This is a genomic window from Schlegelella aquatica, from assembly GCF_026013905.1.
Classification (GTDB): Bacteria; Pseudomonadota; Gammaproteobacteria; order Burkholderiales; family Burkholderiaceae_C; genus Caldimonas; species Caldimonas aquatica.
Genome location: NZ_CP110257.1, coordinates 659,224 through 684,515, shown reverse-complemented (window position 1 = coordinate 684,515; position 25,292 = coordinate 659,224). Strand labels below are relative to the sequence as shown.

30 protein-coding genes are annotated in these 25,292 nt (G+C 69.2%); 7 read left to right on the top strand and 23 right to left on the bottom strand.

The window, feature by feature from the left end:
• Positions 1 to 12: 12 nt before the first annotated feature.
• Together OMP39_RS03105 and OMP39_RS03100 are read right to left on the bottom strand one after the other, a co-directional pair.
• Entirely contained in the window at positions 13 to 453 is a 441-nt protein-coding gene (locus tag OMP39_RS03105) for a DUF3429 domain-containing protein (RefSeq protein ID WP_264893346.1), read from the bottom strand.
• Between the two features lie 163 nt (positions 454 to 616).
• The gene (locus OMP39_RS03100; RefSeq protein ID WP_264893345.1) at positions 617 to 1,669 is read right to left on the bottom strand and encodes an NAD(P)/FAD-dependent oxidoreductase; all 1,053 of its coding nucleotides are present in this window, start codon (positions 1,667 to 1,669) and stop codon (positions 617 to 619) included.
• Between the two features lie 247 nt (positions 1,670 to 1,916).
• Between OMP39_RS03100 and rpoH the strand changes: the two genes are divergently transcribed.
• From rpoH to OMP39_RS03085, 3 genes are all read left to right on the top strand, one after another.
• Positions 1,917 to 2,843 carry an RNA polymerase sigma factor RpoH gene (gene rpoH, locus OMP39_RS03095; RefSeq protein ID WP_395140936.1) on the top strand — a complete coding sequence of 309 codons (927 nt, stop codon included), beginning with the start codon at positions 1,917 to 1,919 and terminating at the stop codon, positions 2,841 to 2,843.
• Positions 2,844 to 2,946: 103 nt separating this feature from the next.
• A complete protein-coding gene (locus OMP39_RS03090; protein ID WP_264893343.1) occupies positions 2,947 to 3,981 on the top strand; it encodes a patatin-like phospholipase family protein in 1,035 nt (344 codons plus the stop codon).
• 25 nt (positions 3,982 to 4,006) lie between these two features.
• Positions 4,007 to 5,458: a GntP family permease gene (locus tag OMP39_RS03085; protein ID WP_264893342.1), complete on the top strand. Its 1,452-nt coding sequence runs from the start codon at positions 4,007 to 4,009 to the stop codon at positions 5,456 to 5,458.
• Positions 5,459 to 5,569: 111 nt separating this feature from the next.
• On the opposite strand, the gene OMP39_RS03080 is transcribed toward OMP39_RS03085, so the two are convergent.
• The 6 genes from OMP39_RS03080 to OMP39_RS03055 form a co-directional block, all read right to left on the bottom strand.
• Positions 5,570 to 6,319: an SDR family oxidoreductase gene (locus OMP39_RS03080; protein WP_264893341.1), complete on the bottom strand. Its 750-nt coding sequence runs from the start codon at positions 6,317 to 6,319 to the stop codon at positions 5,570 to 5,572.
• A 127-nt stretch (positions 6,320 to 6,446) separates the two neighbouring features.
• Complete coding sequence (locus OMP39_RS03075) at positions 6,447 to 7,055, bottom strand: SCO family protein (RefSeq protein WP_425340656.1); 609 nt, start codon at positions 7,053 to 7,055, stop codon at positions 6,447 to 6,449.
• Positions 7,052 to 7,957 carry a heme o synthase gene (gene cyoE / locus OMP39_RS03070; protein WP_264893340.1) on the bottom strand — a complete coding sequence of 302 codons (906 nt, stop codon included), beginning with the start codon at positions 7,955 to 7,957 and terminating at the stop codon, positions 7,052 to 7,054. The genes OMP39_RS03075 and cyoE overlap by 4 nt, the downstream gene beginning before the upstream one ends.
• 21 nt (positions 7,958 to 7,978) lie before the next feature.
• Positions 7,979 to 9,115, bottom strand: coding sequence for a COX15/CtaA family protein (locus tag OMP39_RS03065; protein WP_264893339.1), 1,137 nt, complete (start codon positions 9,113 to 9,115; stop codon positions 7,979 to 7,981).
• 5 nt (positions 9,116 to 9,120) lie between these two features.
• Complete coding sequence (locus OMP39_RS03060) at positions 9,121 to 9,741, bottom strand: SCO family protein (RefSeq protein ID WP_264894635.1); 621 nt, start codon at positions 9,739 to 9,741, stop codon at positions 9,121 to 9,123.
• Between the two features lie 118 nt (positions 9,742 to 9,859).
• The gene (locus tag OMP39_RS03055; protein WP_264893338.1) at positions 9,860 to 10,600 is read right to left on the bottom strand and encodes an SURF1 family protein; all 741 of its coding nucleotides are present in this window, start codon (positions 10,598 to 10,600) and stop codon (positions 9,860 to 9,862) included.
• Positions 10,601 to 10,687: 87 nt separating this feature from the next.
• Here OMP39_RS03055 and OMP39_RS03050 point away from each other — a divergent pair, with 87 nt between their 5' ends.
• Entirely contained in the window at positions 10,688 to 10,909 is a 222-nt protein-coding gene (locus OMP39_RS03050) for a twin transmembrane helix small protein (protein WP_264893337.1), read from the top strand.
• A gap of 159 nt (positions 10,910 to 11,068) precedes the next feature.
• Here OMP39_RS03050 and OMP39_RS03045 read toward each other — a convergent pair whose 3' ends face one another.
• The 8 genes from OMP39_RS03045 to OMP39_RS03010 form a co-directional block, all read right to left on the bottom strand.
• On the bottom strand, positions 11,069 to 11,953 hold the full coding sequence (locus OMP39_RS03045) for a cytochrome c oxidase subunit 3 (protein ID WP_264893336.1): 885 nt from the start codon (positions 11,951 to 11,953) through the stop codon (positions 11,069 to 11,071).
• Positions 11,954 to 12,029: 76 nt separating this feature from the next.
• Positions 12,030 to 12,287: a DUF2970 domain-containing protein gene (locus OMP39_RS03040; RefSeq protein WP_264893335.1), complete on the bottom strand. Its 258-nt coding sequence runs from the start codon at positions 12,285 to 12,287 to the stop codon at positions 12,030 to 12,032.
• A complete protein-coding gene (locus OMP39_RS03035) occupies positions 12,284 to 12,904 on the bottom strand; it encodes a cytochrome c oxidase assembly protein (RefSeq protein ID WP_264893334.1) in 621 nt (206 codons plus the stop codon). Before OMP39_RS03035 ends, OMP39_RS03040 begins: the two co-directional genes overlap by 4 nt.
• Before the next feature lie 16 nt (positions 12,905 to 12,920).
• Positions 12,921 to 13,034, bottom strand: a complete 114-nt coding sequence (locus OMP39_RS03030) for a cytochrome oxidase small assembly protein (RefSeq protein WP_264893333.1) — start codon at positions 13,032 to 13,034, stop codon at positions 12,921 to 12,923.
• Positions 13,035 to 13,060: 26 nt separating this feature from the next.
• Entirely contained in the window at positions 13,061 to 14,692 is a 1,632-nt protein-coding gene (ctaD, locus tag OMP39_RS03025) for a cytochrome c oxidase subunit I (RefSeq protein ID WP_264893332.1), read from the bottom strand.
• Positions 14,693 to 14,717: 25 nt separating this feature from the next.
• A complete protein-coding gene (coxB, locus tag OMP39_RS03020; protein ID WP_264893331.1) occupies positions 14,718 to 15,881 on the bottom strand; it encodes a cytochrome c oxidase subunit II in 1,164 nt (387 codons plus the stop codon).
• 60 nt (positions 15,882 to 15,941) lie between these two features.
• Positions 15,942 to 16,463: a DUF2244 domain-containing protein gene (locus OMP39_RS03015; protein WP_264893330.1), complete on the bottom strand. Its 522-nt coding sequence runs from the start codon at positions 16,461 to 16,463 to the stop codon at positions 15,942 to 15,944.
• 301 nt (positions 16,464 to 16,764) lie between these two features.
• Positions 16,765 to 17,667: a methyltransferase domain-containing protein gene (locus tag OMP39_RS03010; RefSeq protein ID WP_264893329.1), complete on the bottom strand. Its 903-nt coding sequence runs from the start codon at positions 17,665 to 17,667 to the stop codon at positions 16,765 to 16,767.
• Between the two features lie 229 nt (positions 17,668 to 17,896).
• On the opposite strand from OMP39_RS03010, the gene OMP39_RS03005 reads away from it, so the two are divergent.
• Together OMP39_RS03005 and trmL are read left to right on the top strand one after the other, a co-directional pair.
• Positions 17,897 to 18,424 carry a ComF family protein gene (locus OMP39_RS03005; RefSeq protein WP_264893328.1) on the top strand — a complete coding sequence of 176 codons (528 nt, stop codon included), beginning with the start codon at positions 17,897 to 17,899 and terminating at the stop codon, positions 18,422 to 18,424.
• Between the two features lie 25 nt (positions 18,425 to 18,449).
• Complete coding sequence (gene trmL, locus OMP39_RS03000) at positions 18,450 to 18,920, top strand: tRNA (uridine(34)/cytosine(34)/5-carboxymethylaminomethyluridine(34)-2'-O)-methyltransferase TrmL (protein ID WP_264893327.1); 471 nt, start codon at positions 18,450 to 18,452, stop codon at positions 18,918 to 18,920.
• 21 nt (positions 18,921 to 18,941) lie between these two features.
• Here the strand turns inward: trmL and OMP39_RS02995 are convergent, their stop codons facing one another.
• The 5 genes from OMP39_RS02995 to OMP39_RS02975 form a co-directional block, all read right to left on the bottom strand.
• Entirely contained in the window at positions 18,942 to 19,913 is a 972-nt protein-coding gene (locus tag OMP39_RS02995) for a Bug family tripartite tricarboxylate transporter substrate binding protein (protein WP_264893326.1), read from the bottom strand.
• Between the two features lie 70 nt (positions 19,914 to 19,983).
• Complete coding sequence (locus tag OMP39_RS02990) at positions 19,984 to 20,964, bottom strand: NAD(P)H-dependent glycerol-3-phosphate dehydrogenase (protein ID WP_264893325.1); 981 nt, start codon at positions 20,962 to 20,964, stop codon at positions 19,984 to 19,986.
• A gap of 22 nt (positions 20,965 to 20,986) precedes the next feature.
• Positions 20,987 to 21,457: a protein-export chaperone SecB gene (secB, locus tag OMP39_RS02985; RefSeq protein ID WP_264893324.1), complete on the bottom strand. Its 471-nt coding sequence runs from the start codon at positions 21,455 to 21,457 to the stop codon at positions 20,987 to 20,989.
• Positions 21,458 to 21,610: 153 nt separating this feature from the next.
• Positions 21,611 to 21,871, bottom strand: a complete 261-nt coding sequence (grxC, locus tag OMP39_RS02980; protein WP_264893323.1) for a glutaredoxin 3 — start codon at positions 21,869 to 21,871, stop codon at positions 21,611 to 21,613.
• 36 nt (positions 21,872 to 21,907) lie between these two features.
• Entirely contained in the window at positions 21,908 to 22,321 is a 414-nt protein-coding gene (locus OMP39_RS02975; RefSeq protein ID WP_264893322.1) for a rhodanese-like domain-containing protein, read from the bottom strand.
• A gap of 97 nt (positions 22,322 to 22,418) precedes the next feature.
• Here OMP39_RS02975 and gpmA point away from each other — a divergent pair, with 97 nt between their 5' ends.
• The gene (gene gpmA, locus OMP39_RS02970; RefSeq protein ID WP_264893321.1) at positions 22,419 to 23,162 is read left to right on the top strand and encodes a 2,3-diphosphoglycerate-dependent phosphoglycerate mutase; all 744 of its coding nucleotides are present in this window, start codon (positions 22,419 to 22,421) and stop codon (positions 23,160 to 23,162) included.
• 18 nt (positions 23,163 to 23,180) lie between these two features.
• Here gpmA and OMP39_RS02965 read toward each other — a convergent pair whose 3' ends face one another.
• A complete protein-coding gene (locus OMP39_RS02965; protein WP_264893320.1) occupies positions 23,181 to 23,960 on the bottom strand; it encodes a lysophospholipid acyltransferase family protein in 780 nt (259 codons plus the stop codon).
• A gap of 10 nt (positions 23,961 to 23,970) precedes the next feature.
• Positions 23,971 to 25,275: a dihydroorotase gene (locus OMP39_RS02960; RefSeq protein ID WP_264893319.1), complete on the bottom strand. Its 1,305-nt coding sequence runs from the start codon at positions 25,273 to 25,275 to the stop codon at positions 23,971 to 23,973.
• Positions 25,276 to 25,292 lie beyond the last annotated feature (17 nt).

Genomic DNA, 25,292 nt, shown 5'->3' with positions numbered 1-25,292 from the left:
AGTCCCATCCACTCAACTGCCCGCCGCGCCGAGGAAGCACGACAGCGCGGCCACCGCCGTCAGGCGGAACCGCAAGGTGAGCCAGGCCGCGAGGCCGTGGCGCGGGTAGGCGCGGCGGTCCACCAGGTAGCACACGACGAGCATGACGCCCAGCACGACGAGGCCTGCATAGGCAGGCATCACCACCGCCACCCAGGCCACCAGGGAGGGCACCACGCCCCACACGAACGGCCCCGGCGAGGGCACCTGCTGGCGAAAACCCAGGCCCCAATGGATGCCGCCCAGGAACGACACGATCACCGCCCCGTAGCCGGCCAGCAGCAAGGTCGCATACGGCTGCACTTCGGCGTGCACGAGCCACACCAGGGCGGCCCCGATCAGGAACGGCAGCAGGCCCGCATAGCCGAGCTTCAACGCCACCGGGTTCGGAGCCTGGGCTCCAGCCTCACGCATCACGTCCATCCTCCTGGGCGGCCGGGGCTGGTCTCATCGGTCTCCAGCCCGCCCGCATCCGTCACCTAGAGGGCGCCATTGTCGCCGCTCACGGACGCAGGGCCAGGGGGAAAAGAGCCTCGAACAGCCCGTTGAGCGGCCGCGGGCTCGGCCCCGCGTCACCTCATCGCCGGGGCGCGGCAGGGTTCCCTGAGCCTGCGCACGCAAGCGAGCAGTCTTTGCCGTCCCTGCGCCGCAGCCGGTTGTGGATGTCCGTGGCCGCGAGCGCCGCATGGGCCATCCCGACGACGATTTGATCCAGCGCCGACGCGACGTCGCCCACCGCGTAGACACCCGGCACCGAGGTCCGGGCGTGATCGTCGATCTGGACGCCGCCGCGCGCGTCCAACTCGGCCCCGAGGGCCTGGGCCAGTTCCGACCGCGCGCGCACGCCGAGCGCCACGTACACCACGTCGAACTCCCCGGCGCGCCCGTTCTCCATCTCGATGAGGACCGGCCCGCCCGCGCCGGGCAGGCCCGACGCCCGCCATTGCGCCTCGCGCTCGACCGAGGCGAGGGCGAGCCGGCGACACATCCCGCTCCACACCGTGATCCCCGGCGACACCGCGTCGGCCTGTGCAGCCTCGGCCCCGCCTTCGCCCACCCCCGGGGGCACACCCCCCGCCACCTGGGCCTGGGGCAACTGCACGAGGGTCACCTCGCTCGCGTAGTGCCGTATGAACTCCGCCTCGCGCCAACCGTGGGCACCCAGGCCGAGCACCGCCACCCGCCGCCCGGCGCTCTCGTGCCCGTCGCAGATCGGGCAAAAGCGCGCGCGGCGCTCGGCGAGCAGAGCCTCCACCCCTTCGACTGCCGGCAGCACGTCCTCCACCCCGGTGGCGAGCACGACGGCGGATGCGCGGATCGCCTGCGCCCCCACCTGCGCCACGAACTCACCGCCCGCCGTGCGGTCCAGGCGGCTCACGCGCAGCTCCTCCACACGCCCGCCCAGCTCGGCCAGTTGCTGGCGCAGTCGGTGCAGCAGCTCCTCGCCCGGGATGCCGCCCGGAAAGCCGGGGAAGTTGTGCGAGCGGGGAATGCGCACCGCGCGGCTCGCTGCGGAGCCGTACACGCGCACCTCGCGGTGAAAGCGCAGCAGGTAGATCGCAGCCATCAGGCCCGCCGGCCCGGCACCGATCACGAGGGCCTCGCAGGAGGAGTTCGCAAGGTCGTCCATGGCCGGGGCCGAGCAAGTGCCATGCGGAGCGCAGCCGGCGCCGGCGGCTCTGCGTCGATGCGCGCCGCCGGGCACCGAGCTTGCCGGCCCTCTCCCGGTGGCCCAGTACGCGAGTCCTGCGCCAGCGGGAACTTTCTCGCGCAAAAGGGGTCTATGGAACAGTTGGATTTGATAGCTTCTTCCGGCTTTAGCACTCGCGCAGTGCGAGTGCTAATATGCCGGGAACCAAACGGAGGTTCAGGACTCCATGGCTGCGATGAACACGTCAACCGCTCTCACCCTCCGGGACCCTTGGGCCCTGGTGCCCTCGCTGGGCAACCTCGATGCGTACATCGCCGCGGTCAACCGCCTGCCGATGCTGACGCAGGAAGAGGAGGTGCGCCTCGCACGGCGGTACCGTGAACACAACGACCTGGAAGCGGCCGGCAAGCTGGTGCTGTCGCACCTGCGGCTGGTCGTCTCGGTCTCGCGCCAGTACCTGGGCTACGGCCTGCCGCAAGGCGACCTCATCCAGGAAGGCAACGTCGGCCTGATGAAGGCGGTCAAGCGCTTCGACCCGTCGCAGGGCGTGCGGCTGGTCAGCTACGCGCTGCACTGGATCAAGGCCGAAATCCACGAGTACATCCTGCGCAACTGGCGCATGGTCAAGTTGGCCACCACCAAGGCCCAGCGCAAGCTGTTCTTCAACCTGCGCTCGCTCAAGCAGAGCCTGAAGGGCGAAGCCACCGACGCGGACTCCCATCGCGCCACGCTGACCGACCGCGAGATCGACGCCGTCGCGCGCGAGCTCAACGTCAAGCGCGAGGAAGTCATCGAGATGGAAACCCGGCTGGCCGGCGGGGACGTCGCGCTCGAGCCCAGCACCGACGACAGCGAGGAGAGCTTCGCGCCGATCGCCTACCTGGCGGACGAATCGAGCGAACCGACCCGCGTCATCGAGGCCCACCATCGCGACGCGCTGGCCACCGACGGGATCGCCCGCGCGCTGGACGAGCTGGACGCGCGCAGCCGCCGCATCGTCGAGGAGCGCTGGCTCAAAGTGAACGACGACGGCTCGGGCGGCAAGACGCTGCACGAGCTGGCGAGCGAGTACGGCGTGAGCGCCGAGCGCATCCGCCAGATCGAGGCCGCGGCGATGAAGAAGATGCGCAAGACCTTGGCGGCGTACGCCTGACACCTGACACCGCTCGAACGGATGACGGCCCTGCGGGGCCGTCATCGTTCGGGCGGGCGGGTCTGCGCTTCAGCCCCCATTGATCGCCCCTAGACTGGGCCGTATGAACGGACGCCACATCCGACGCATGAACCTGGCCCTGCAGGGCGGGGGTGCGCATGGCGCCTTCACCTGGGGTGTACTGGACCGACTGCTCGAGGAAGAACGCATCGAGTTCGACGCCATCAGCGGCACCAGCGCCGGGGCCATGAACGCGGTGGTGCTGGCCGATGGCTTGCTGGCCGGGGGGCGAGCGGGCGCTCGCGAGGCCCTGCGGCGCTTCTGGACGCGCGTCAGCCGCGCCGGCGGCCTCCTGGCCGAACCCTTGGTCGCCTTCCTCGGCGGCTGGACGCTCACCCCCTCGCCGCTGCAGGGCTACCTCGACTGGCTGGGCCGCACGTTCTCGCCCTATCAGCTCAATCCGCTGGACATCAACCCGTTGCGCCACATCGTCGCCTCGGAGGTGGATTTCGAGCGGCTGCGTCGCGCCGATGGGGTGCGGCTCTTCATCTCGGCCACCCACGTGCGCACCGGGCGGCTGCGCGAGTTCCGCCAGCACGAACTGACGCCGGACGTGGTGATGGCCTCGGCCTGCCTGCCCATGCTCTTTCGTGCCGTGGAGATCGACGGCGAGCCTTACTGGGATGGCGGCTATGTGGGCAACCCCTCGCTGCTGCCGCTGATCACCGAGAGCCCGGCGCATGACCTGCTGATGGTGCAGCTCAATCCCTCGTGCCGGGAGAAGGTGCCCACCACCGCGCAGGAGATCTTGGACCGGCTCAACGAGATCACCTTCAACAGCAGCCTGGTCAAGGAGCTGCGCTCCATTGCGCTGCTGCAGCAACTGCTCGAGGAGGAAGACCCCGCCGGGGAGGAAACGCGTCGGCCGCTGTTCCGTCAAATCGCCGCACTGAAGCTCCACCGCATCGACGCCACCGAGGCGCTCGCCGGCTTGGCGGCCTACAGCAAGCTGCGCACCGGCTGGGGCTTCCTACAGCAGCTCTACCGCCTCGGCCACGAGACGGCCGACGCCTGGCTGGCGCGGTACTTCAGCCATGTCGGCCGCCGCTCCACGCTGGACCTCTCGGCCTACCGATGACGGGCCGCTTGTCCGGGGGGAAGCCGTGCTGAGCATCGCCGGAATCCTGCTGTCACTGACCCTCCTGATGGTGATGGCCTACCGCGGCATGAGCATCCTGGTGCTGGCTCCGCTGGCCGCCCTCGTGGCCGTGCTCTTCAGCCCGGGTACGCCGGTGCTGGCCAGCTACACGCAGGTCTTCATGCCGGCGCTGGGCCGCTTCATCGTGCTGTACTTCCCGCTGTTCCTGCTCGGCGGCCTGTTCGGCAAGCTGATGGAGGCCACCGGCGCAGCCCGCGCCATCGCCCAGGGCATCGTCGCACGTCTGGGCGGCGAACGCGCCCTCGTCGCAGTGGTGCTGGCCTGCGCGGTGCTGACGTACGGGGGCGTGTCGCTCTTCGTGGTGGCATTTGCCGTCTATCCGATCGCCTCGGAGCTCTTCCGCGCCGCGTCCCTCCCCAAGCGTCTCATCCCGGCGTCGATCGCGCTCGGGGCTTTCACCTTCACGATGACCGCCCTGCCCGGCACCCCAGCCATCCAGAACGCCATTCCGATGCCCTACTTCGGCACCACCCCCTTCGCCGCGCCGGGCCTGGGCGTCATCGGCGGGGCGATCATGCTGGGACTCGGCCTGGCTTGGTTGCTGTGGCGCGGCGCCGCTGCCCAGGCGGCCGGCGAGGGCTACGGCGAGGAGGCCCCGGCCGCGGTGACGGTGGACCGCAAGCTGCGCGAACATGCGCACGGCGAAGGCTACGATCTGGCCGAGGCCTCCCCGAGCGCCGCCCCCACGGCCCTGCCGGGGATGACCCTGGCGCTGTCGCCCATCCTGCTCGTGGTGACGCTGAACTACCTGCTGGCCGAGCAGTGGCTGCCGCGGCTGGACACGACCTACCTCGCCCAGGCCCTGTACGGCGGCACTTCGCTCGAAGCGGTGCGCGGGGTGTGGGCCATCATCGTCGCGTTGAGCGCGTCGATCGGGTGGCTGCTGCTCACGTTGGGTCGGCGTTTGCCTTCGCTGGGCGAGGTGGTCGATGCGGGCGCCTCGGCGGCTGTACTGCCCATCTTCAACACCGCCTCCCAGGTCGGCTATGGGGCGGTGATCGCGTCGCTGGCGGGCTTCGCACTGATCCGCGACGCGGTGCTGGGCCTCTCGCCCGGCAACCCGTTGATCTCCCTGTCAGTGGCGGTCAACCTGCTGGCAGGCATCACGGGCTCGGCCTCGGGCGGCATGAGCATCGCACTCAGCACCCTGGGCGACACGTACATGGAGCTCGGCCGTGCCGCGGGCATTGCTCCCGAGTTGCTGCACCGGGTCACGGCCATCGCGACCGGCGGGCTCGATGCCCTGCCCCACAACGGGGCGGTCATCACCCTGCTGTCCATCTGCGGGCTCACGCACCGGCAGTCGTACCCCGACATCTTCGTCGTGGCCGTGGCGGCGCCGCTGGTGGCGCTCGCGGTCGTCGTGACACTGGGCAGCGTCTTCGGCAGTTTCTAGCGTGCGCTCGAAGCCCACGCCGCAAAGACGGGCGGCCGCACCTGACTCATCCGCGAGCACGCAGCCGCACCACAAGCAGACGTCGGCACGCCAGGCAACGGCGGCCCTCGCTCAGCGCGCCAGGAAGCCGCCGTCGACCGGGTAGTAGGCCCCGGTCACGAACGACGCCTGCGGCGAGCTCAGCCACAGCACCAGCTCCGCCACCTCCTCCGGTTGGCCGAGCCGCCCGATCGGATGCAGGGCCACCAGCTGCTGATACCCCGCCGGGTCCGCTTCCAGCCGCTCGATCATGGGCGTGCGGATGAAGGCCGGTCCGACCGCGTTGACCCGCACCCCCTGGGCCGAGTACTCGAGTGCCGCGGCCTGAGTCAGCCCCACCACCCCGTGCTTGGCGGCCGTGTAGGCCGGCGCGCTGGCGAACGCGACCTGTCCGAGGATGGACGCCATGTTGACGATCGCGCCCCCGCCGCGGGCGAGCATCGCGGGAATCTGGTACTTCATGCACAGGAACACGCCGGTCAGGTTGACGGCGATCACCTGATTCCAGCCCTCCAGCGTGTGGTCCGCCGTGGGCGCCAGTTCGCCGCCGATGCCCGCGTTGTTGCAGGCCACGTCGAGCCCGCCGAAGCGCGTCTGGGCCACCTCCACGAGGCGCTGGCAATCCTCGGCGCGGCTCACGTCGGCCGCGACGAACACCGCTTCGCCGCCCTGCTCGCGCACGAGCCGCACCGTCTCTTCGCCCCCGTCGGCATGGAGGTCCGACACCACCACCTTCGCCCCTGAGCGGGCATAGGCCAGCGCCAGGGCCCGGCCGATCCCCGAGGCTGCGCCCGTCACGAGCGCCACACGATCCACCAGCATCCGCCGATCCTCCTCTGAAATGTGCAGGCCTGCGGCCGCACCCCATGCGCGGCCGCCCTGCCGAGGCATTCGAGCATGCGGCGCGCCCGCCCCGCTTGTCCCATGTCAAGGCGGGCGGGGGCGCACCTCAACCTGCCGTGCGCAGCAACTCGCGGATGTCGTGCACCAAGGCGTCGGCGCCCTGGCCGTGTCGTGCGAAGAGCCGGACCTGCCCGGCCGGGTCGAACAAGTAGACCCCGGCGGTGTGATCCATCGTGTAGGTGTCCGGCGTCTTGCCCGGCACCTTGGCGTAGTAGACCTTGAACTCCTTGGCCACGGCGGCCGTCTCCTCCGGCGTGCCGCGCAGCGCCACGAAGCTCGGGTCGAAGTGGGCCATGTACTCCTTGAGGATCGGAGGCGTGTCGCGCTCCGGGTCCACCGTGATGAACACGCCTTGCAGACGGTCGCCGTCCGGCCCCAGCGCCTGCTTGACCTGCGTGAGCTCGGTCAGCGAGGTCGGACACACGTCGGGACATTGCGTGAAGCCGAAGAACACCGCCACCACCTTGCCCTTGAAGTCCGCGAGCGTGCGCTCCTGGCCCGACGGGTCCTTGAGGCGGAAATCGCGCGCGTAGCCGACACCGGTGATGTCGATGCTGCGAAACCGCGGGCGCGGCGGCCCGAAGCCCAGCCGGTCGCATCCGGCGAGCGCCAGCGGGGCGGATGCGGCGAGCAGCAGTCGGCGACGGGAGATCACAGCCAGGGCTCCAGGTAGTGGTCGATCAACAGCGCGGCGAACAGCAACGCCAGGTACAGGATCGAGAAGCGGAAGGTGCGGCGCGCCAGCGCGTCGGAGTAGTCGCGCCACAGGCGCCAGGCGTACACGATGAACCAGCCGCCCAACACCCACGCCGATCCCAGGTACAGCCAGCCGCTCATGCCGTAGATGAAGGGCAGCAGGGTCGCGGCGAACAGCACCAGCGTGTAGAGCAGCACGTTGAGCCGCGTGAACTCAGAGCCGTGCGTGACCGGGAGCATCGGCAGACCGGACTTGCGGTAGTCCTCGGCGCGGTACAGCGCCAGGGCCCAGAAATGCGGGGGCGTCCACAAGAAGATGATGAGGAACAGCAGCAGCGCCTCCGGGCTCACCTCGCCGCGCACCGCGGCCCAGCCGAGCACCGGGGGCATGGCGCCCGAGGCGCCGCCGATGACGATGTTCTGCGGAGTCAGCGGCTTCAGCACCACGGTGTAGATGACCGCGTAGCCGACGAACGTACCGAAGGTGAGCCACATCGTCAGCGGGTTGACCAGGGCGTACAACACCGCCATCCCCAGCCCGCACAGCACCCCGGAGAACAGCAGCGTCTGCACGTTGGTCAGCTCGCCCTTGGCCGTGGGCCGCCAGGCGGTGCGCTGCATCTTGGCATCGATGTGCTGCTCCACGAGGCAGTTGAAGGCCGCGGCCGCGCTGGCCACGAGCCAGATGCCTGCCGTGGCCGCGAGCGCCACCTGCCAGTCGGGCAGACCGGGCACGGCCAGGAACATGCCGATGACGGCGCAAAAGACGATGAGCTGCACCACCCGCGGCTTGGTGAGCGCATAGAACTGCGCCACGCGCGAGTGTCGCGGCGAGGAGGATTGAGCGAGAGATCCGGGCATGTCGGAAGGGATGTCGGGATTCTAGGAGGCCGGTACGAGCTGGACCGCCGCCGTGCGGCCCAGCCGCGCCGGATGGGAGTCGGTCAACAAGGCGGTCAGCACCGCGATGAGGGCAGCGGCTCCCCCGGTATGGGCCACCGCGGCGAGCAACGGCCAGCCAAGCACCACGTTGCCCAGCCCGGTGACGAACTGCCACGCCAGGCCGATGACGAGCGCCAGGCCGTAGCGGCGCGCGGCCGGCTCCGGCTGGCGGATCAGCGCCAGCGCCAAGCCGCCGACGACGACGATGACGACCAGGGCGCCTACGCGGTGCGTCACGTGGATCGCCGTGAGGGCCGCGAACGGCAGGTAGCCGCCGCCTTTGCCGGCGCCCAGTTCGCGCAGGAGGGCGAAGCCGTGCTCGAAATCCATCGGCGGCCACCACTGCCCTTGGCAGGTGGGGAAGTCGGTACAGGCCAACACCGCGTAGTTCGTGCTGACCCAGCCACCCAGGGCCACCTGCGCCACGAGCAGCGCAAGCGCCACGCCGGCGTAGCGCCTGAGCCCCCCCGTGAGCGCGAGGCTCCCCGCGCGGTAGATGCGCCACTGAGCCGTCAGCAGCGCGAGCAGCGCAAGGCCGCCGAGCAGGTGGGCGGTGACGATGGCCGGGTACAGCTTCATCGTCACCGTCAACGCACCGAAGGCGCCTTGCACGCACACCCACACGAAGGTCGCGGTGGCCCACCACGGCGACAGCGCCAGCCGCTTGCGCTCGATCCAGCTCGCAATCGCCATCACCGTGATCAGCACGCCCACGCCCGTGGCGAGGTAGCGGTGGATCATCTCGATCCAGGCCTTGCTGAACGTCACCGGCCCGGTGGGCATCGCGCTTTGCGCCGCGTGGATCTCATCGCGCGCGCCGATCGGGCTCGCGTTGCCGTAGCAACCGGGCCAGTCGGGGCACCCGAGGCCGGAGTCCGTCAATCGCGTGAACGCGCCGAACAGCACGAGGTCGAAGGTGAGAAACAACGTGAGCGCCGTGAGCGCCGCCAGGCGGCGTGCGGGCGGCGCGTGGCGATTGCGCAGCCACACCCAGGCCAGCGGCCCCATCGCCACCACGATGCCCAGCAGCGCCAGCCGCGCCACCGGCGTGAGGTCGTACAGGTTCTGCGCGTCCATGAGGCTCACCGTCCCGGGCGATCCCAGTGCTGCGACGCGCGCATCAGGCGCTCCAGGTCGCGCTTGATCCTGGCGGGATCGGCCTCGGCGGGGAAGCGCATCATCCAATAGCCCATCGGGTCGACCACGTAGAGATGGTCGCCCAGCACGTGGCCGGGTTCCGGCTCCAGCCAGCTCGCCAGTTGGGCCGCATCCGCACGCAGCACCTGGGTGAACGGGATGGCCTGCTGCACCTCGGGGCGGACAGGCGCCGCATCGGTGACGAGCCACACCTTGTCCAGCCGGTCGCGGTCACGCCCGAGGGCCTCGCGCAACTGGCGCTGCAGGTAGAGCTGCCGCTCGCACGTGGCGTCGCAGGCGCCGCCCGCCACAACCACCAGCAGCCATTGGTCCTTGAGGCTGGCCGCCGCCACGGTGTGGCCCTGCAAGTCGGTGAGCGTGAGCGCCGGCAGCGGGCGCTGCGGCAGGATCAGCGTGCCATAGTTGCTGCGGCCTTCCGGGCGGATCACGTAGTACGTGAAGTACGAAGCGATCACGGGTGCCGCGCAGACCAGCAGCACGAAGAGCATCTTCAGGCGGCCCATGCGCGTGCGCCTCGCATCGTCCTCGATCGCCGGCACCGGCATCGAGTGGACCGAGAACTGCAACGGCCCATCGGCGAGGCCGTCCCCGGCTGCGCGAGGGACCGAAGGCTTTCCCGTGGGGCCGTGCGGGCCCCGGGGATCGAGGCTGCCCGACGCAGCCTCAGCGCGAGCGTCGGAGCCGCGGGCGGAGGAGTTGGAACCAGACATAAAGACCTGCGATCAGGGCGGCCAGCGCAAACCACTGCGCGGCGTAGCCGTAGTGCTTGTGGACATCGACCGCCGGTTGCGGCCATTGACGGGCGAGGCCGTCGTGCGGCCCCGGCGCACCGGGATCATCGAGCTGGACGAGCGACACCGGCCACAACACAAGGCCCGTTTCGCGCGCATACGACTGAAGGTCCAGATTCTGCCGGATCGGCCCGGACTGCTCGCCCGCGAACTCGTACAGCTTGGTCGGTGGTGGGGCGATGCGTGCCAGGATACGCACCTCCCCATCGGGGCTCTTCACCTCGGGCAGCCGTGTGCGGTCCTGAAGGTCGCGCGGCACCCAACCGCGTTGCACGAGGATGGCATCGTCGCGGCCCGACAGTCGCAAAGGCGTGACCACATAGAAGCCCGGCCGCCCGTTCATCTGCCGGTTGTCGAGGAAAACGGTGCGCGCAGCCTGCCAGTGCCCGCGCGCGATCACGCGGCGCGAGCGCCAGCGCGGATCGGCCGCCTCCGCGGGACTGACGGCGCCGAGGTCCACCGGCGCCGCCAGGGACTGCGTGCGCAGTTCTTCCGCCAGAGCCTCTTTTTGCGCAGCGCGCGAGAGCTGCCACCGCCCGAGCATCGTGGTGGCGGCCACCGCGCCCAGGGCGGCGAGCAGCACCGCCCAGCGTCGCCAGCGATCGCTTCTCATCGTGCCCCTCATCGGACGTCGTCCTCGCGCGGGCAATGCCCGCCCTGCATCGCACGGGCCGGTGTCCGCGAGCGGATAATGCCCTGTATGAAGATCGTCGTCGCCCTGGCCTTCGTGCTCATCATTGGAAGCCTCGCCTCCGCACTCGTGTTCATGATGCGCGACGGCCGCGACGGCAAGCCCAAGACGAACAACATGGTGCGCGCCCTGGCCTTGCGCGTGGGCATCTCCATCCTGCTGTTCGTCTTCATCCTGATCAGCTACAAGCTCGGCTGGATCCAGCCCACCGGCGTGCCGCTCGTACGCTGAGACCGTCCCCCGCCGCCCGACGCCCTGCCGTCCCCCTCGACGGGCAGGCCGTCACTTCGACCGCCAGAGGTGAGGCCTTGCGCGCGTCGCCCGGCTCAAATGACAAACGCCGCTTGCGCGGCGTTGGTCGAGGAACGTCGTGTCGTTGCCTGGGGCGCCTTACATCCAGTAGACGAGGATGTACAGGCCCAGCCACACGACGTCGACGAAGTGCCAGTACCAGGCCGCTCCCTCGAAGCCGAAGTGACGCTCGGGCGTGAAGTGGCCCTTCATGAGCCGCAGGGTGATGAACAGCAGCATCAGCATGCCGACGAACACGTGGAAGCCGTGGAAGCCCGTCAGCATGAAGAACGTCGAGCCGAAGATGCCCGAGCTCAGCTTGAGGTTCAGGTCGCGGTAGGCGTGGGCGTATTCGTAGCCCTGGACCAACAGGAACGTGAGGCCCAGCAGCACCGTCAGCCACATGAAGGCGATCGTCTTGCTGCGGTTACCGGCGCGCAGGGCGTGGTGAGCGATGGTCAGCGTCACGCCCGAGGTGAGCAGCAAGGCGGTGTTGATCGTGGGCAGCGGCCACGGACCGATCACCTGGAAGGGCTCCACCGTGCCGGCCGGCGAGGCGGTCACGCCCGGCTGGGTGCTCGGCCAGATGGCGCGAAAATCGGGCCACAGGATCTGGTGATCGAGGTCGCCCAGCATCGGCAGCGTGAACGCGCGGGCCCAGAACAGCGCGCCGAAGAACGCGCCGAAGAACATCACCTCCGAGAAGATGAACCAACTCATGCTCCAGCGGTAGGAGACGTCGACGCGGTCGCTGTAGAGGCCGCCCTCGCTTTCGCGGATGGCGTCACGGAACCACTGGAACAGGATCACGCCCGACCAGATCAGGCCGAACAGCAGCGAGTACGCGCCCCAGGCGTGGCCGTTGACCCACTGGCCGGCGCCGAGGATCACGAAGAACAGGCCGATCGCGGCCATGACCGGGTGCCGGGACGGTCCGGGCACGAAGTAGTAAGGCGTCGAGCCGTGATGCGTCGTTGCCGACATGTTTTCTCCTAATGAACCTGACTTCTTGTGTGTCTTGATGCGCGAGACGTCTGTGCGGAGCCTGGCGATCCCCCACTCATGCAGCCACGCCGCTGGAAATGACCCAGCGCACGAGCAAGACCAGCAGGACCACGAACACCACGGCGCCGATGATGCCGGCCACGATCACGTGCACAGGGTTGAGCTGGCTCACGTCCTTGTCGTACTCGGAGGACTTGCGAACCCCGAAGAACGACCAGGCGACGGCTTTCATGGTCTGCCAGAACGAGCCCTTGCGGCGCACCGCCGCTTTCAGGTCGGCGCCCGGCGGGTGGTGCAGGTCGTCGCGGGTCATGTGCGAGGCTCCCACGCCATCGCAGCCGACGTGGCCTTCACCGCACCGCCTGCGGGTGCCTGCGGCACCTTGCCGCCGACCTCGAAGAAGGTGTACGAGAGCGTGATGGTGGTGACGTCCTTCGGCAGCTTGGGATCGATGACGAACACCACCGGCCACGCTTTGCTCTCGCCCGGTGCCAGCGTGTGTTCGGTGAAACAGAAGCACTCGAGCTTGTTGAAGTGGGCCGTCGCCTGCTTGGGCGCGTAGCTGGGAATGGCCTGTGCGGCCATCGCGCGGCTTTGCACGTTGCGGAACTCGTACATCACCGTGGCCATCTCGCCCGGATGCACCTGCAACGAGCGCACCGCCGGCTTGAACTCCCAGGGGCCGCGCGCATTGGCGTCGAACTCCACCGTGATGAGGCGGCTGGTGTCCACCTGCGTGTTGACCGGCTTGCCCGCTGCCATGCCCGGCTGCTGGCGCTCGGCCACCGACAGCACGTTGATGCCCAGCGCGTCGCAGATCGCTCGGTACATCGGCACCAGCGCATAGCCGAAGCCGAACATCGCCAGCGCGATGACAAGCAGCTTGCCGACCATGCGGCGGTTGTCGCTGCGGATGCGGGCGTGGCTCATGGTCTGCGTGACGTCCTCAGTGGCCGAAGAACGCGATGCGCACGATGAACCCGACGAAGAACGCCAGCGCGATCGTCGCCAGGATCAGGCCCAGCCGCAGATTCTGCTTGTGCTTGTCGTCGGGTTGCATGGTCGTCTCGCTCGTGCCTGGAAGGATCAGCCGATCACCTTGGTCGCGCTGGCGTTGAGCTTGGGCGGCGTTTCGAAGGTGTGGAAAGGAGCCGGAGACGGCACTTCCCACTCGAGGCCTTCAGCGCCTTCCCACGGACGCTGCGGGGCCTTGGCGCCCTGGCCGCGCATCATCGGCAGCACGATGAACAGGAAGAAGTACACCTGCATCAGACCGAAGCCGAACGCGCCGATCGAAGCGACGAGGTTGAAGTCGGCGAACTGCATGGGGTAGTCGGCGTAGCGACGCGGCATGCCGGCCAGACCCAGGAAGTGCATCGGGAAGAACGTGACGTTGAAGGTGATGAGCGAGCCCCAGAAATGGAACTTGCCGCGAGCCTCGTTGTACATGACGCCCGTCCACTTCGGACCCCAGTAGTAGAAGCCGGCGAACAGGGCATACAGCGAGCCGGCCACCAGCACGTAGTGGAAGTGGGCCACGACGTAGTAGGTGTCCTGCAGCTGGATGTCGATCGGGGCCATCGACAGGATCAAGCCCGTGAAGCCGCCCATCGTGAACACGAAGATGAAGCCCACGGCGAACAGCATCGGGGTCTCGAAGGTCATCGAGCCCTTCCACATAGTGGCGACCCAGTTGAAGATCTTCACGCCGGTCGGCACGGCGATGAGCATCGTCGCGTACATGAAGAAGAGCTGGCCCGTCACCGGCATGCCGGTCGTGAACATGTGGTGTGCCCACACGATGAACGACAGGATCGCGATGGAGGCGGTGGCGTACACCATCGAGGTGTAGCCGAACAGGCGCTTGCGGGCGAAGGCCGGCACGATCTGGCTGATGATGCCGAAGGCCGGCAGGATCATGATGTAGACCTCGGGGTGCCCGAAGAACCAGAAGATGTGCTGGTACATGATCGGGTCACCGCCGCCGGCCGGATTGAAGAAGCTGGTGCCGAAGTGGCGGTCCGTCAGCGTCATCGTGATCGCGCCGGCCAGCACGGGGATCACCGCGATCAGCAGGTACGCCGTGATGAGCCACGTCCACGCGAACATCGGCATCTTCATCAGCGTCATGCCCGGCGCGCGCATGTTGAGGATGGTCACGATGATGTTGATCGAGCCCATGATGGACGAGGCGCCCAGGATGTGCATCGCGAAGATCGCAGCGTCCATCGAGGGGCCCATCTGCAGCGTCAGCGGCGCATAGAGCGTCCAGCCGGCGGCAGGAGCGCCGCCCGGCATGAAGAACGACGCCACGAGGATGATCGCCGCGGGGATCATCAGCCAGAAGCTGAAGTTGTTCATCCGCGCGAAGGCCATGTCCGAGGCGCCGATCTGCAGCGGAATCATCCAGTTCGCGAAGCCGACGAAGGCCGGCATGATCGCGCCGAACACCATGATGAGGCCGTGCATCGTGGTGAACTGGTTGAACAGCTGCGGGTTCACGATCTGCAAACCGGGCTGGAACAGCTCGGCGCGGATCAGCAGGGCCAGCACGCCACCGACCATCAGCATCGCAAAGCTGAACAGCAGGTACAGCGTGCCGATGTCCTTGTGGTTGGTCGCAAACAGCCAGCGGCGCCAGCCGTGCGGGTGGTCGTGGGCATGGTCGTGGGCATGCCCGCCCGCGACGTGACCGTGAGGCTCGAGGACTGCGCTCATGTCGATCCTTTCCAAACTGCTTGCGTTACTTGCGGGCGGCGACGATCTCGGCCGGCTGGACGATCTGGCCGGTCTTGTTCGACCACGCGTTCTTCGTGTAGGTGATGACGGCGGCGATCTCGGTGTCCGAGAGCTGCTTCCACGCGGGCATGGCGCCGCCGGCCGCGCCGTGCAGGACGATGTCGATCTGCTTGGCCTTGTCTTGCGACAGCACGATCGGCGAGCCGGCCAGCGCCTTGATGGGGCCCGCGCCCGTGCCGTCGGCCTTGTGGCAGGCGGCGCAGTTGGCGGCATAGACCTTCTCGCCGCGGGCCACCAGCTCCTCGAGCGGCCAGACCTTGTTCGGGTCGTCGGCCTTGGCGGCCATCTCCTTCTTCTTGGACTCGACCCACTTGGCGTAGTCCTCCTGAGAGACCACCTTCACGTGGATCGGCATGTAGGCGTGCTCCTTGCCGCACAGCTCGGCGCACTGGCCGTAGTAGTCGCCCACCTTCTCGGCGCGGAACCAGGTGTCGCGCACGAAGCCGGGGATGGCGTCCTGCTTGACGCCGAAGGCCGGGACCATCCAGGCGTGGATCACATCGTTCGCGGTGGTGACGATGCGGATCTTCTTGTCCACCGGCACGACCAGCGGGTTGTCCACCTTCAGCAGGTAGTCGTCGCCGACGGGCTTGCCGGCGTCGGAGGCCTCGCGGTGGGTCGCATCGAGCGTGGAGACGAAGGAGATGCCTTCACCCTCGCCCTTCAGGTAGTCGTAGCCCCACTTCCACTGGTAGCCCGTGGCCTTGATGGTGAGGTCGGCGTTGGTGGTGTCCTTCATCGCGACGACGGCCTTGGTCGCGGGCAGCGCCATGCCGATCACGATCAGGAAGGGCACGACCGTCCAGGCGATCTCGACCTTCACGCTCTCGTGGAAGTTGGCGGGCTTGGCCCCCTTGGACTTCCGGTGCTTGATGATCGAGTAGAACATCACGCTGAAGACGACGACGAAGATGACGCCGCAGATCCACAGCATCATGTTGTGCAGGAACTGCTGCTCGTCGGCGATGCGGGTGACCGGGGGGTGCATGTTGACCTGACGAACCGCCGGGCCGCCGGGCAGGTCGTTGACGGCCAGCGCACCGGTGGTGGCCAAAGCCGCACACAAGCCGAGGCCCGCCTGCCCCACTTTGTGCCAAAGAGCTTTCATCGTCTTCATCGTGGTCACTTCAGTTTCAAACTCGATCACCGACGCTCCCGCCGTGCCGCGTCAGATGCGGACACGGGCCAGCGCGGCGCGCAATTCGTGGGCCAGGGCCGCGCGCTGATGGGCCAGCACGTGCCGCCCGATCTCCACCGACTTGCCCTCGCCCCGCAGTTCCAGCAGCCCGTCCGCATGAGGGGCGTCGACGCGCACCCACTGAGCGGCGAACTCGACCCGGTCGACCCGACCGGCCTCCCAGCGCTCCACCGACAGCCGCCCCTCCGAAAGGACGACGCACTCACGATCGGTCGCATGGCGCGCGTAGACCAGCAAGGCCCACCCGACGCCCAACAGCTCGACCCCGGCGAAAGGCATCACCAACACGGCGCCCTGCGCCCAGAAGTAGGTGGCGATGCCGAGCGACACCACGCACAGCGAGGCATAGAAACCAGCCAGCTGGCGAGGCGTGACGGAGCAGTTCCGCTTGAGCACCCACTGCGCGCACCCGGCACCGCCCGATCGTGCCGCGCCTTCTTCGGAAGGCCCGGTCGCCATCGACGACACACAGGATGGGGCGGCGGCCGACATTCGTACTGCTCCAGTCACCCGGGTCGGGCCACACCGGAGCCGAATGCGACTGCGGAAGCTACCCAACCAAACCGAGAAATTTTAGCCTAGCGCAAATTCCGGTCACAACCGAGTTTGACGAACATCAGAACACGCAGGTGCGAATCTGTTCCACCATACGGGCACATCGCACGCAACGGCGGTGCTCTGCGCGCTATGCGCACCTTCGCGCCGCACTACGTGCCGCACCTTCGCGCCGCACCTTCGCGCGCAGGCATCGAGGGCCGCGCGCGTGGACCTCGCTTGCCAAGCTGCGGGCTGCTCAGGAGCGGCGCGCGTTTCGCGCCCGCATCATCGAGCGCATGTCCTGCAGCGAGACGGACGTCGTTTCGCCACCGGCTCGCGCCCGGGGCAGCCCTTTGAAGGCGTGGCCGTAGACGATCTCGAAGGTCAGCACGGTCGGCCCTTCGGCCGGTGTCAGCGCAGCTTCGAGCGCACGCAGCCACCGCGCCGTGCGAAGCCCCGCGGCACGCCGAGGATGGGTGTTGCGCCCGAGCGTGCGCAGCTCGGCCAGGCAGCGGCAGGCGTCGTCCCAACTCAGGCGCAAGCGCTCCATGTCCATCACCGGGTCGTCGAAGCCGGCGTGCACCAGCATGTCGCCGATGTCGTGCATGTCCACGAACTCCGCGCCTGCCGGGCCCCAACCCGCACGGCTGTAGAGCGTGCGCAACTCGCGCACGGTGTCGGGCCCCAGACACGAAAACATCACGAAGCCGTCCACGGCGAGGGCACGATGCCACTGCTGCAGCATCGCGGGCGGGTCGGCCGCCCAATGCAGCACCATGTTGGCCCACAGCAATTCGGCACCGAGCGTGACTGCCGCGCCCTCTTCCACCGGCTGCGCCGCCGCGGGCCGACGCCATCGCGCAGGCGACCACCAGGGCCCCGCCGGGGCAGGTGCCTGCGCCAGGCGCGCCAGCCGCGCTGGCGCTTCGACCGGGACGAGACGTGCCTGCGGATACGTCGAGCGCAACAACTCCGCCGAGCCGCTCAAGCTCGCCCACCAGTCGATCACGGTGGTCGGCGTGCGACGCACGAGCGCAAGGCGCTCGGCCATGCGGCGTGCCACCTCCTGGTGCAGCCAGGGCGCCGCCTCCACCGGCGCACGTCGCAGCCAGGCCTCGGTGGCGCGTGGATCGAACAGGCGGGGCGCGGGATCGGACATGGCGGGCAGTATATTGACCGCCGATCGACCGATGGGGCCACGACTGCTTCGCAAGCTCGCGACTTCTCTCCATGCCGGGTGCCCGGGGCAGTGCCTCGTCTGCCGCACCTGGCAAGACGCGCCCGTATGCCGCGCGTGCCTGGCGCGCTATGCCCGGCCGAGGCCGCGGTGCGTGCGCTGCGGGCTGGTGATCCTGAGCGAAGGAGCGCGCTGCCCCTCGTGCGCGGCGATGCCGCTGCCGCTCGCTCGCACCGTCGTGGCGTTCGATCATGTCTTTCCGTGGGACACGCTCGTCGCCCGGCTCAAGTTCCACCAGGACGTGGCCCTCGCCCCCACCCTCGCGAAACACTTGAGCGAGGCCGTGCACGCATGCCATGGCGCGCAGCCACCGGTGGACGTGGTGCTCGCCGCACCGCTCTCAGCCGAACGGCTGGCCCAGCGCGGCTACAACCAGGCTTGGGAGATCGCGCGGTGTGTGGCCCGGCGCCTGGGGGTGCCCGCGCAGGCCCGCACGCTGGTGCGGCTGCGCGAGACGCCACCCCAAGTGGGCCTGGACCTCGCCGCCCGCGCGGCCAACGTGAGAGGGGCCTTCGCGGTGCGGGCCGATCGGCGCGCCTGGCTGCAGGGGCGTCGCGTGGCGATCGTCGACGACGTCATGACGACCGGCGCCACCGTGGGAGAACTGGCCTTCACCGTGCTCGACGCCGGGGCGCGCAGCGTCGAGGCCTGGGTGGTGACACGCACGCCCCGGGAGTGACGCGCAGGCGGGAATAATCGCGCCCATGTTCCGCATCGTCCTTGTCGAACCCGAGATCCCGCCGAACACGGGCAACGTGATCCGGCTGGCCGCCAACACCGGCTGCGAGCTGCACCTGGTCGAACCGCTGGGATTCTCGATGGAGGACCGGCTGATGCGCCGCGCCGGGCTGGACTACCACGAGTATGCGGACGTCAAACGACACGCGTCCTGGCAGGCGTTGCTCGAGGCCGAGGCGCCGGATCCGCAGCGCCTGTTCGCCTTCACGACGCACGGAAGCCGCCCCTTCGCGGAAGTGCGATGGCAGCCCGGCGACTGGCTGGTGTTCGGCTGCGAGACGCGCGGCTTGGCGCCCGAGTTGCGGGAGCGCTTTCCGGCGGCGCAGCGGGTGCGGCTGCCCATGCGGCCGGGTCAGCGCAGCCTCAACCTGTCGAATGCCGTCGCGGTGGCCGTCTTCGAAGCCTGGAGACAGAACGGGTACGCGGGCGGCAGCTGAAAGCGGCCGCCCGCTGCGGACTCATTCCGGCTGCACGCCCGCCGCCCGGATGACCCGCGCCCAGCGGTCGCGTTCGGACTTCATCAGCAGCGCGAGCGCCTGCGGTGCGGTGCCGGCGGCGGTGAAGTACTGGGCAAGCATCCGGGAGCGCACCTCGTCACTGCGGATGATGCGCACCAGCTCGCGGCTCATGCGCTCGACCACACCCGGCGGCGTGCCCGCGGGCGCCAGCACCGCCTGCCAGGAAATCGCTTCGAAGCCCGCATAGCCCTGCTCGGCCAGCGTGGGCAACTCCGGCAAGGCGCTGGTGCGGCCCAAGGTCGTGACACCCAGCGCCTCGAGCTTCCCGGCGCGCACCTGCCCCATCGCGATGGCGGGCACCATGAACGAGGCCTGGACCTGCCCGGCCAGCATGGCGTTGACGACTTGTGGGAAGCCTTGGTACGGCACGTGGACCAGGTCCACTCCGGCGCGCGTCTTGAACAGCTCCATCGCCAGATGCGAGGCGCTGCCGTTGCCCACCGAGCCGTAGTTGAGCTGCCCCGGGCGCGCCTTGGCGTAGCGCACGAACTCCGCGAGCGTGTTCGCGCCCAATGCGGGCGAGACGACGAGCACGTTGGGGCTGGTGGCGACCAGGGTGACCGGCACCAGGTCGCGCTGCGGGTCGTAGCCGAGCGAGCGGCTGAGCATCGGCGCGGTGACGAGCGGCCCCTGAATCGTGAAGACGAAGGTGTGCCCGTCGGGCTGCGCCCGGGCGACCTGGGCGGTGCCGATGTTGCCGCCCGCGCCGGGTCGGTTCTCGACCACGACCGCCTGCCCGAGGGCCGCGGCCAGCGGCTCGGCCACCGTGCGGGCGATGAGGTCAGGCGAACTGCCGGGCGGGAACGGCACCACCAGCCGGATCGGCCGCTCGGGCCAGCCCTGCGCCGAGGCCGAGGCCCACGGCGCGATGCCGGCGGCCGCCAAGGCTTGCAGACAGCAGCGACGCTTCATCTCACCCCTCCTCACCCCTCGAGAAAACGGGCCGTTCCGGGCCATCGGCACGGCCGCTCACACTCCCCGCTCACCCTTCGGCTCGCGCATCGCGCGACATCAGCCGCTCGAGGGCCTGCCGGGGAGCGAGCCGGCCTTCGATCACGTCCACCACCGCCGAGGTGATCGGCATCTCGACGCCCGCGGCACGGGCGCGCTCGAGCACCGTCGCCGCGCTGTAGACGCCTTCGGCGACGTGACCCAGTTCGCGCAGGATGTCGGCCAGCGTCTGCCCGCGCGCCAGGCGCAGACCCACCTGCCGATTGCGGGAGAGGTCGCCGGTGGCGGTGAGCACGAGATCGCCGAGCCCGGACAGGCCCATGAAGGTTTCGGTGCGGGCCCCGAGGGCCACTCCCAGCCGCGACATCTCGGCCAGGCCGCGCGTGATGAGCGCCGCCCGGGCGTTCAGCCCCAAGGACATGCCGTCTGCGATGCCGGTGGCGATGGCGAGGACGTTCTTGACCGCGCCGCCCACCTCCACGCCGATCGGGTCGGTGGAGGTGTAGACCCGCAGCGCCTGCCCGTGGAAGGCCTCCACAGCCGAGTCGCGCAGCGAGGCGTCGGTGCTGGCGGCCACCACGGCCGTGGGCTGGCCGCGCGCCACCTCGAGCGCGAAGCTGGGGCCCGAGAGCACACCCACCCGTGCCAGAGGACGCACTTCGCGGGCCACCTCATGCCCGAGCCGACCCGTCCCCTTCTCGAAGCCCTTGCACAGCCACCACACGCGCGCGTCCTCGGGCAGCCGGCCCAGCATCTCGCGCAGCGCCGCCATCGGCGTGGCGATGACGAAGAGGCCTTCGCTCGCATGGGCCAGCGCCCGCGCGAAGTCCGACGTCACGTCCAGCGCGGCCGGCAGCTCGATCTCGGGCAGGTACTTCTCGTTGCGGCGCCGCTCGCGCATCGCCGCGGCCTGTGCCGCGTCGCGCGCCCACAGCAAGGTGGGGCGGCGCATGGCGCTATGAAGCGCGAGCGCCGTGCCCCAGGCGCCGGCGCCCAGAACGGTGATGTTCATGGGTCGACGCTCAGCCGCCTTCTCAGGCGCTGGTGATGATGCCCGAGCCGCCGTTGCCGCCCTGCTGCTGTTGCTGCTGGGCCTCGTACATGGCCTGGAAGTTCACCTCGGCCAAGTGCACCGGCGGGAAGCCGGCGCGGGTGATCACGTCGGCCACCACGGCGCGCAGATACGGGTAGATGATCTGCGGGCACGCGATGCCGATGATCGGGTTCATCTGGTCCTGCGGGATGTTGCGGATCTCGAAGATGCCCGCCTGCTTCGCCTCGACCAGGAAGAGCGTCTTGTCCTTCAGCTTGGTGTGCACCGTCGCCGTCACGGCGACCTCGAAGATGCCTTCGACCACCGGCTGCACTTCCACGCCGAGGTTGATGTCGACGTGCGGCTGCTCCTGCTCCAGCAGGATCTGCGGGGAATTGGGCTGCTCCAGCGACAGGTCCTTGGTGTAGATGCGCTGGATCTGGAAAACGGGGTTTTGGTCTTGGTCGGCCATGATGGAATGCATTCCTTGAAACGACGAGGCCCGTCACCGGAAGGCGGTGCGGGCCGCAGTTGCATTATGGCCGAGCCGCGCGAAGCAACCCGGAAACGATTTGTGGGCGCGAGGTGAGGGACCGCGGCCGCATGCCGCCGCCCGGGCCGCCCTTCAGGCGCCTTGCAGGAGCGGGGTCAGGCCGCCACGCTGATCGAGGGCGATGAGGTCGTCGCAACCGCCCACGTGCGTCTCACCGATGAAGATCTGCGGCACCGTGCGCCGCCCCGTGATCTCGATCATGCGCTCCCGCTGGGCCGGGTCGAGGTCGACGCGGATCTCCTCGATCTCGATGACCCCGCGCTGCTTGAGCAGCATCTTGGCTCGTTGGCAGTAGGGGCACACCTGGGTGGTGTACATCTTGACCGGTTGCATGCGTTCCTTCTCCTTGGGGGCGGCCGGCGGCCGCGCTCAGGCCGAGGATTTCTCCACCGGGAGATGGGCTTCGCGCCAGGCGTGGAGCCCGCCTGCCAGCGACACCGCGTTCTCGTAGCCGAGCTTGCGCAGGGTAGCGGCGGCGCGGGCGGCGCGCACGCCTCGCGGGCAAACCAGGATGATCGGCAGGGCTTTGTTGGAGGGCAGATCCTTGCTCGATTCGAGCTGACCGAACGGGATGTTGCGCGCCCCTTTGACGTGACCCTGCGCATACTCGTGCGGCTCGCTCACGTCGACCACCACCGCCTTGTCGCGGTTGATGAGCAGCACCGCCTGGGTGGGCGAGACGCCCCGCCCTTGGGCGGAACGCGACACCAGAGGCCACAGCAACATGCCGCCCGAGACGAATGCGACGAGGAACAGGAACCAGTTGTCGAGAAAGAACTTCACGGTTGTTGCGCCGGCGGCCGGGGCCGACGACCGGAGGTGATGACGGGCGCGGATTATAGAATTGCAGGCTTTGCGCCTTGCTCGGAGTCACACGCACATGTACAAGCTCGTGCTGTTGCGCCACGGCGAATCGACGTGGAACCTCGAAAACCGCTTCACCGGCTGGACGGACGTCGATCTCACGCCGACCGGCGTGGAGCAGGCCAAGGAGGCCGGCCGCCTGCTCAAGGCCGAAGGGTTCGAGTTCGACGTGTGCTACACCTCGGTGCTCAAGCGCGCCATCTGGACGTTGTGGCACTGCCTCGACCAGATGGACCGCACGTGGCTGCCCGTGGTGCATTCGTGGCGGCTCAACGAGCGCCACTACGGCGCGCTGCAGGGCCTCAACAAGGCCGACATGGCGCGCCAGTACGGCGACGAGCAGGTGCTGATCTGGCGCCGCAGCTACGACGTGCCGCCGCCTGCGCTCGACCCCGACGACCCCCGGGGCCAGCGCAACGACGTGCGCTACGCCAAGCTCGCGCCGGAGCAGATTCCGCTCACCGAGTGCCTGAAGGACACCGTCGCGCGGGTCCTGCCGTTCTGGAACGAGTCGATGGCGCCGGCCATCAAGGCGGGCAAGCGCATCCTCGTCTCGGCGCACGGCAACAGCATCCGTGCGCTCGTGAAGTACCTGGACGACATCTCCGACAGCGACATCGTCGGCCTGAACATCCCGAACGGCATTCCGCTCGTCTACGAGCTGGATGAGAACCTGAAGCCGATCCGCCATTACTACCTCGGCGACGAGGAAGCGGCGAAGAAGGCCGCTGCCGCCGTCGCGAGCCAGGGCAAGGCCTGACCCCGGGCGACGCCTGACTCAAGGGCCGGCCAGCGCCTCCTCGGCGGGCCCGTGCTCCAGCGCCGGCATCTGCAGTGCGCCGGCGATGTCCGCGCGCACCAGGCGGGCGAGGGCCCGCCGGTCCATGTGGCGCGCGCCGCGCGCCGGCAGCACCGCGACGCTTACCTCGAGCCCATTCGCGCACGCCACCCGCCACACCGACGCGAGGAGCGTGGTGTCGCCCACGTAGGCGGCCGCCGGACTCACCGGGTGGTGGCGATCGGCATAGCGCAGCGCCACCGGTTGCACCGGCGTCTGTGTGGCGATGGCCGCCTGGAGCAAGTTGGCATGAAAGGGCAACAGCGTGGTGCCGTCGCTGGTGGTGCCCTCGGGAAAGACGGCGACGGTGTCTCCGGCTTTCAGCGCCTCGGCGACCTGGTGCACCACGCGCAGCGCATCGCGGCGCCGCTCGCGCTCCAGGTAGAGGGTGTCGGCGGCGTCGACCAGGCGGTTCAAGAGCGGCCAGTGGCGCACCTGCGCCTTCGAGACGAAGCGCGAAGGATGCACGGCATTGATCGCGACGATGTCGAGCCACGAGATGTGGTTCGCCACCAGGAGCTTGGCACCGGTGCGCAGCCGGCCCTCGACGCGAAGCGCGATGCCGAGACTTTGCAGCACCCGCGCCGACCAGCGCTGGACCTCGGCGCGTCGGCCGGCCGCATCGAGCCCCGGAAACCGGCACAGCACGATGGCGAGGCCCCGCAGCACCCACCCGAGCACGCGGGCGAGACGCCAGAGACCGCGCAGTCCCGAGCGCATCCCCATCGCTTCAGCGCGCTTCGGCGGCCTCGTACGCGACCTGCCCCGCCACCAGCGTGTAGCGCACCTGCCCGGGCAGTTCGTAGCCGGTGAAGGGGGTGTGACGCCCCTGGCTGCGCAGCACCTGCGGCTGCACCGTCCAGCGCGCCGTCGGATCGAAGATGCACAGATCGGCCCAGCCGCCTTCGACGAGACGGCCGGTGCTGGTGGCCAGCGAGCCGAGCGATTCGCCCAGCACGCGCATGGGCTCGTGGGTGAGGACGGCGAGCGCGCGCAGCAGACCCGCCCCGCTCTCCTCGCCCCACTTGAGCGCCAGGCTGAGCAGCAGCTCGAGGCCGGTGGCGCCCGGCTCGGCCTCCCCGAAGGGCAGCGTCTTGGCGTCGTCGTCGACGGGGGTGTGGTCGCTCACCAGGGCGTCGATGGTGCCGTCGGCCAATGCGGCGCGGATCGCCTCGCGGTCGCGCTGCTGGCGCAGCGGCGGATTGAGCCGCATGTCCGCATTGAAGTAGCCGATGTCGACGTCGGTGAGGTGGAGCTGGTTGATGCTGACGTCGCAGGTCAGCGGCAGGCCCTCGCGCTTGGCGGCGCGCACCAGCTCGACGCCGGCAGCGCTGGAGAGCCGGCACACGTGCACGCGCGCGCCCGTGGCGCGCATCAGCTCGAAGATGGTGTGCAGCGCGACCGTCTCGGCGATGACCGGCACGCCGGACAGGCCCAGGCGGGTGGCGACGGCACCGCTGGCGGCCACGCCCTTGCCCAGGTGCGCGTCCTGCGGCCGCAGCCACACGGTGTAGCCGAAGGTCGCGGCGTACTGCATCGCCCGCATCAGCACCTGCGTGTTCTCGACCGCGACTTCGGCCTGCGAAAAGCCCACGCAGCCCGCCTCCGTGAGCTCGGCCATCTCGGTCAGCACCTCGCCCTTCAGCCCGCGCGTGAGCGCGCCCAGCGGGTACAGACGCGACAGGTTGAGGCTGCGCGCGCGGAACTTGAGCATCTCCACGAGGCCCGGCTCGTCCAGGGGCGGATCGGTGTCCGGCGGGCACACGAGGCTGGTCACGCCGCCCGCGACGGCGGCGGCCATCTCGCTTTCGAGCATGCCCTCGTGCTCGTGCCCCGGCTCGCGCAGGCGCGCCGCGAGGTCCACCAGGCCGGGCGCCACCACGAGGCCTTCGGCATCGATGGTGCGGTTGGGATGGAAGTCGCCGCTCACGCTGCCGAGCGCGACGATGCGGCCGGCGGCGATGGCGAGGTCTGCGCGGCGGTCGGTGCCGCTGGCCGGGTCTACCAGCCGGGCGTTACGGATCAGGATCTTCATGGGGTCGTCTCGGGAGC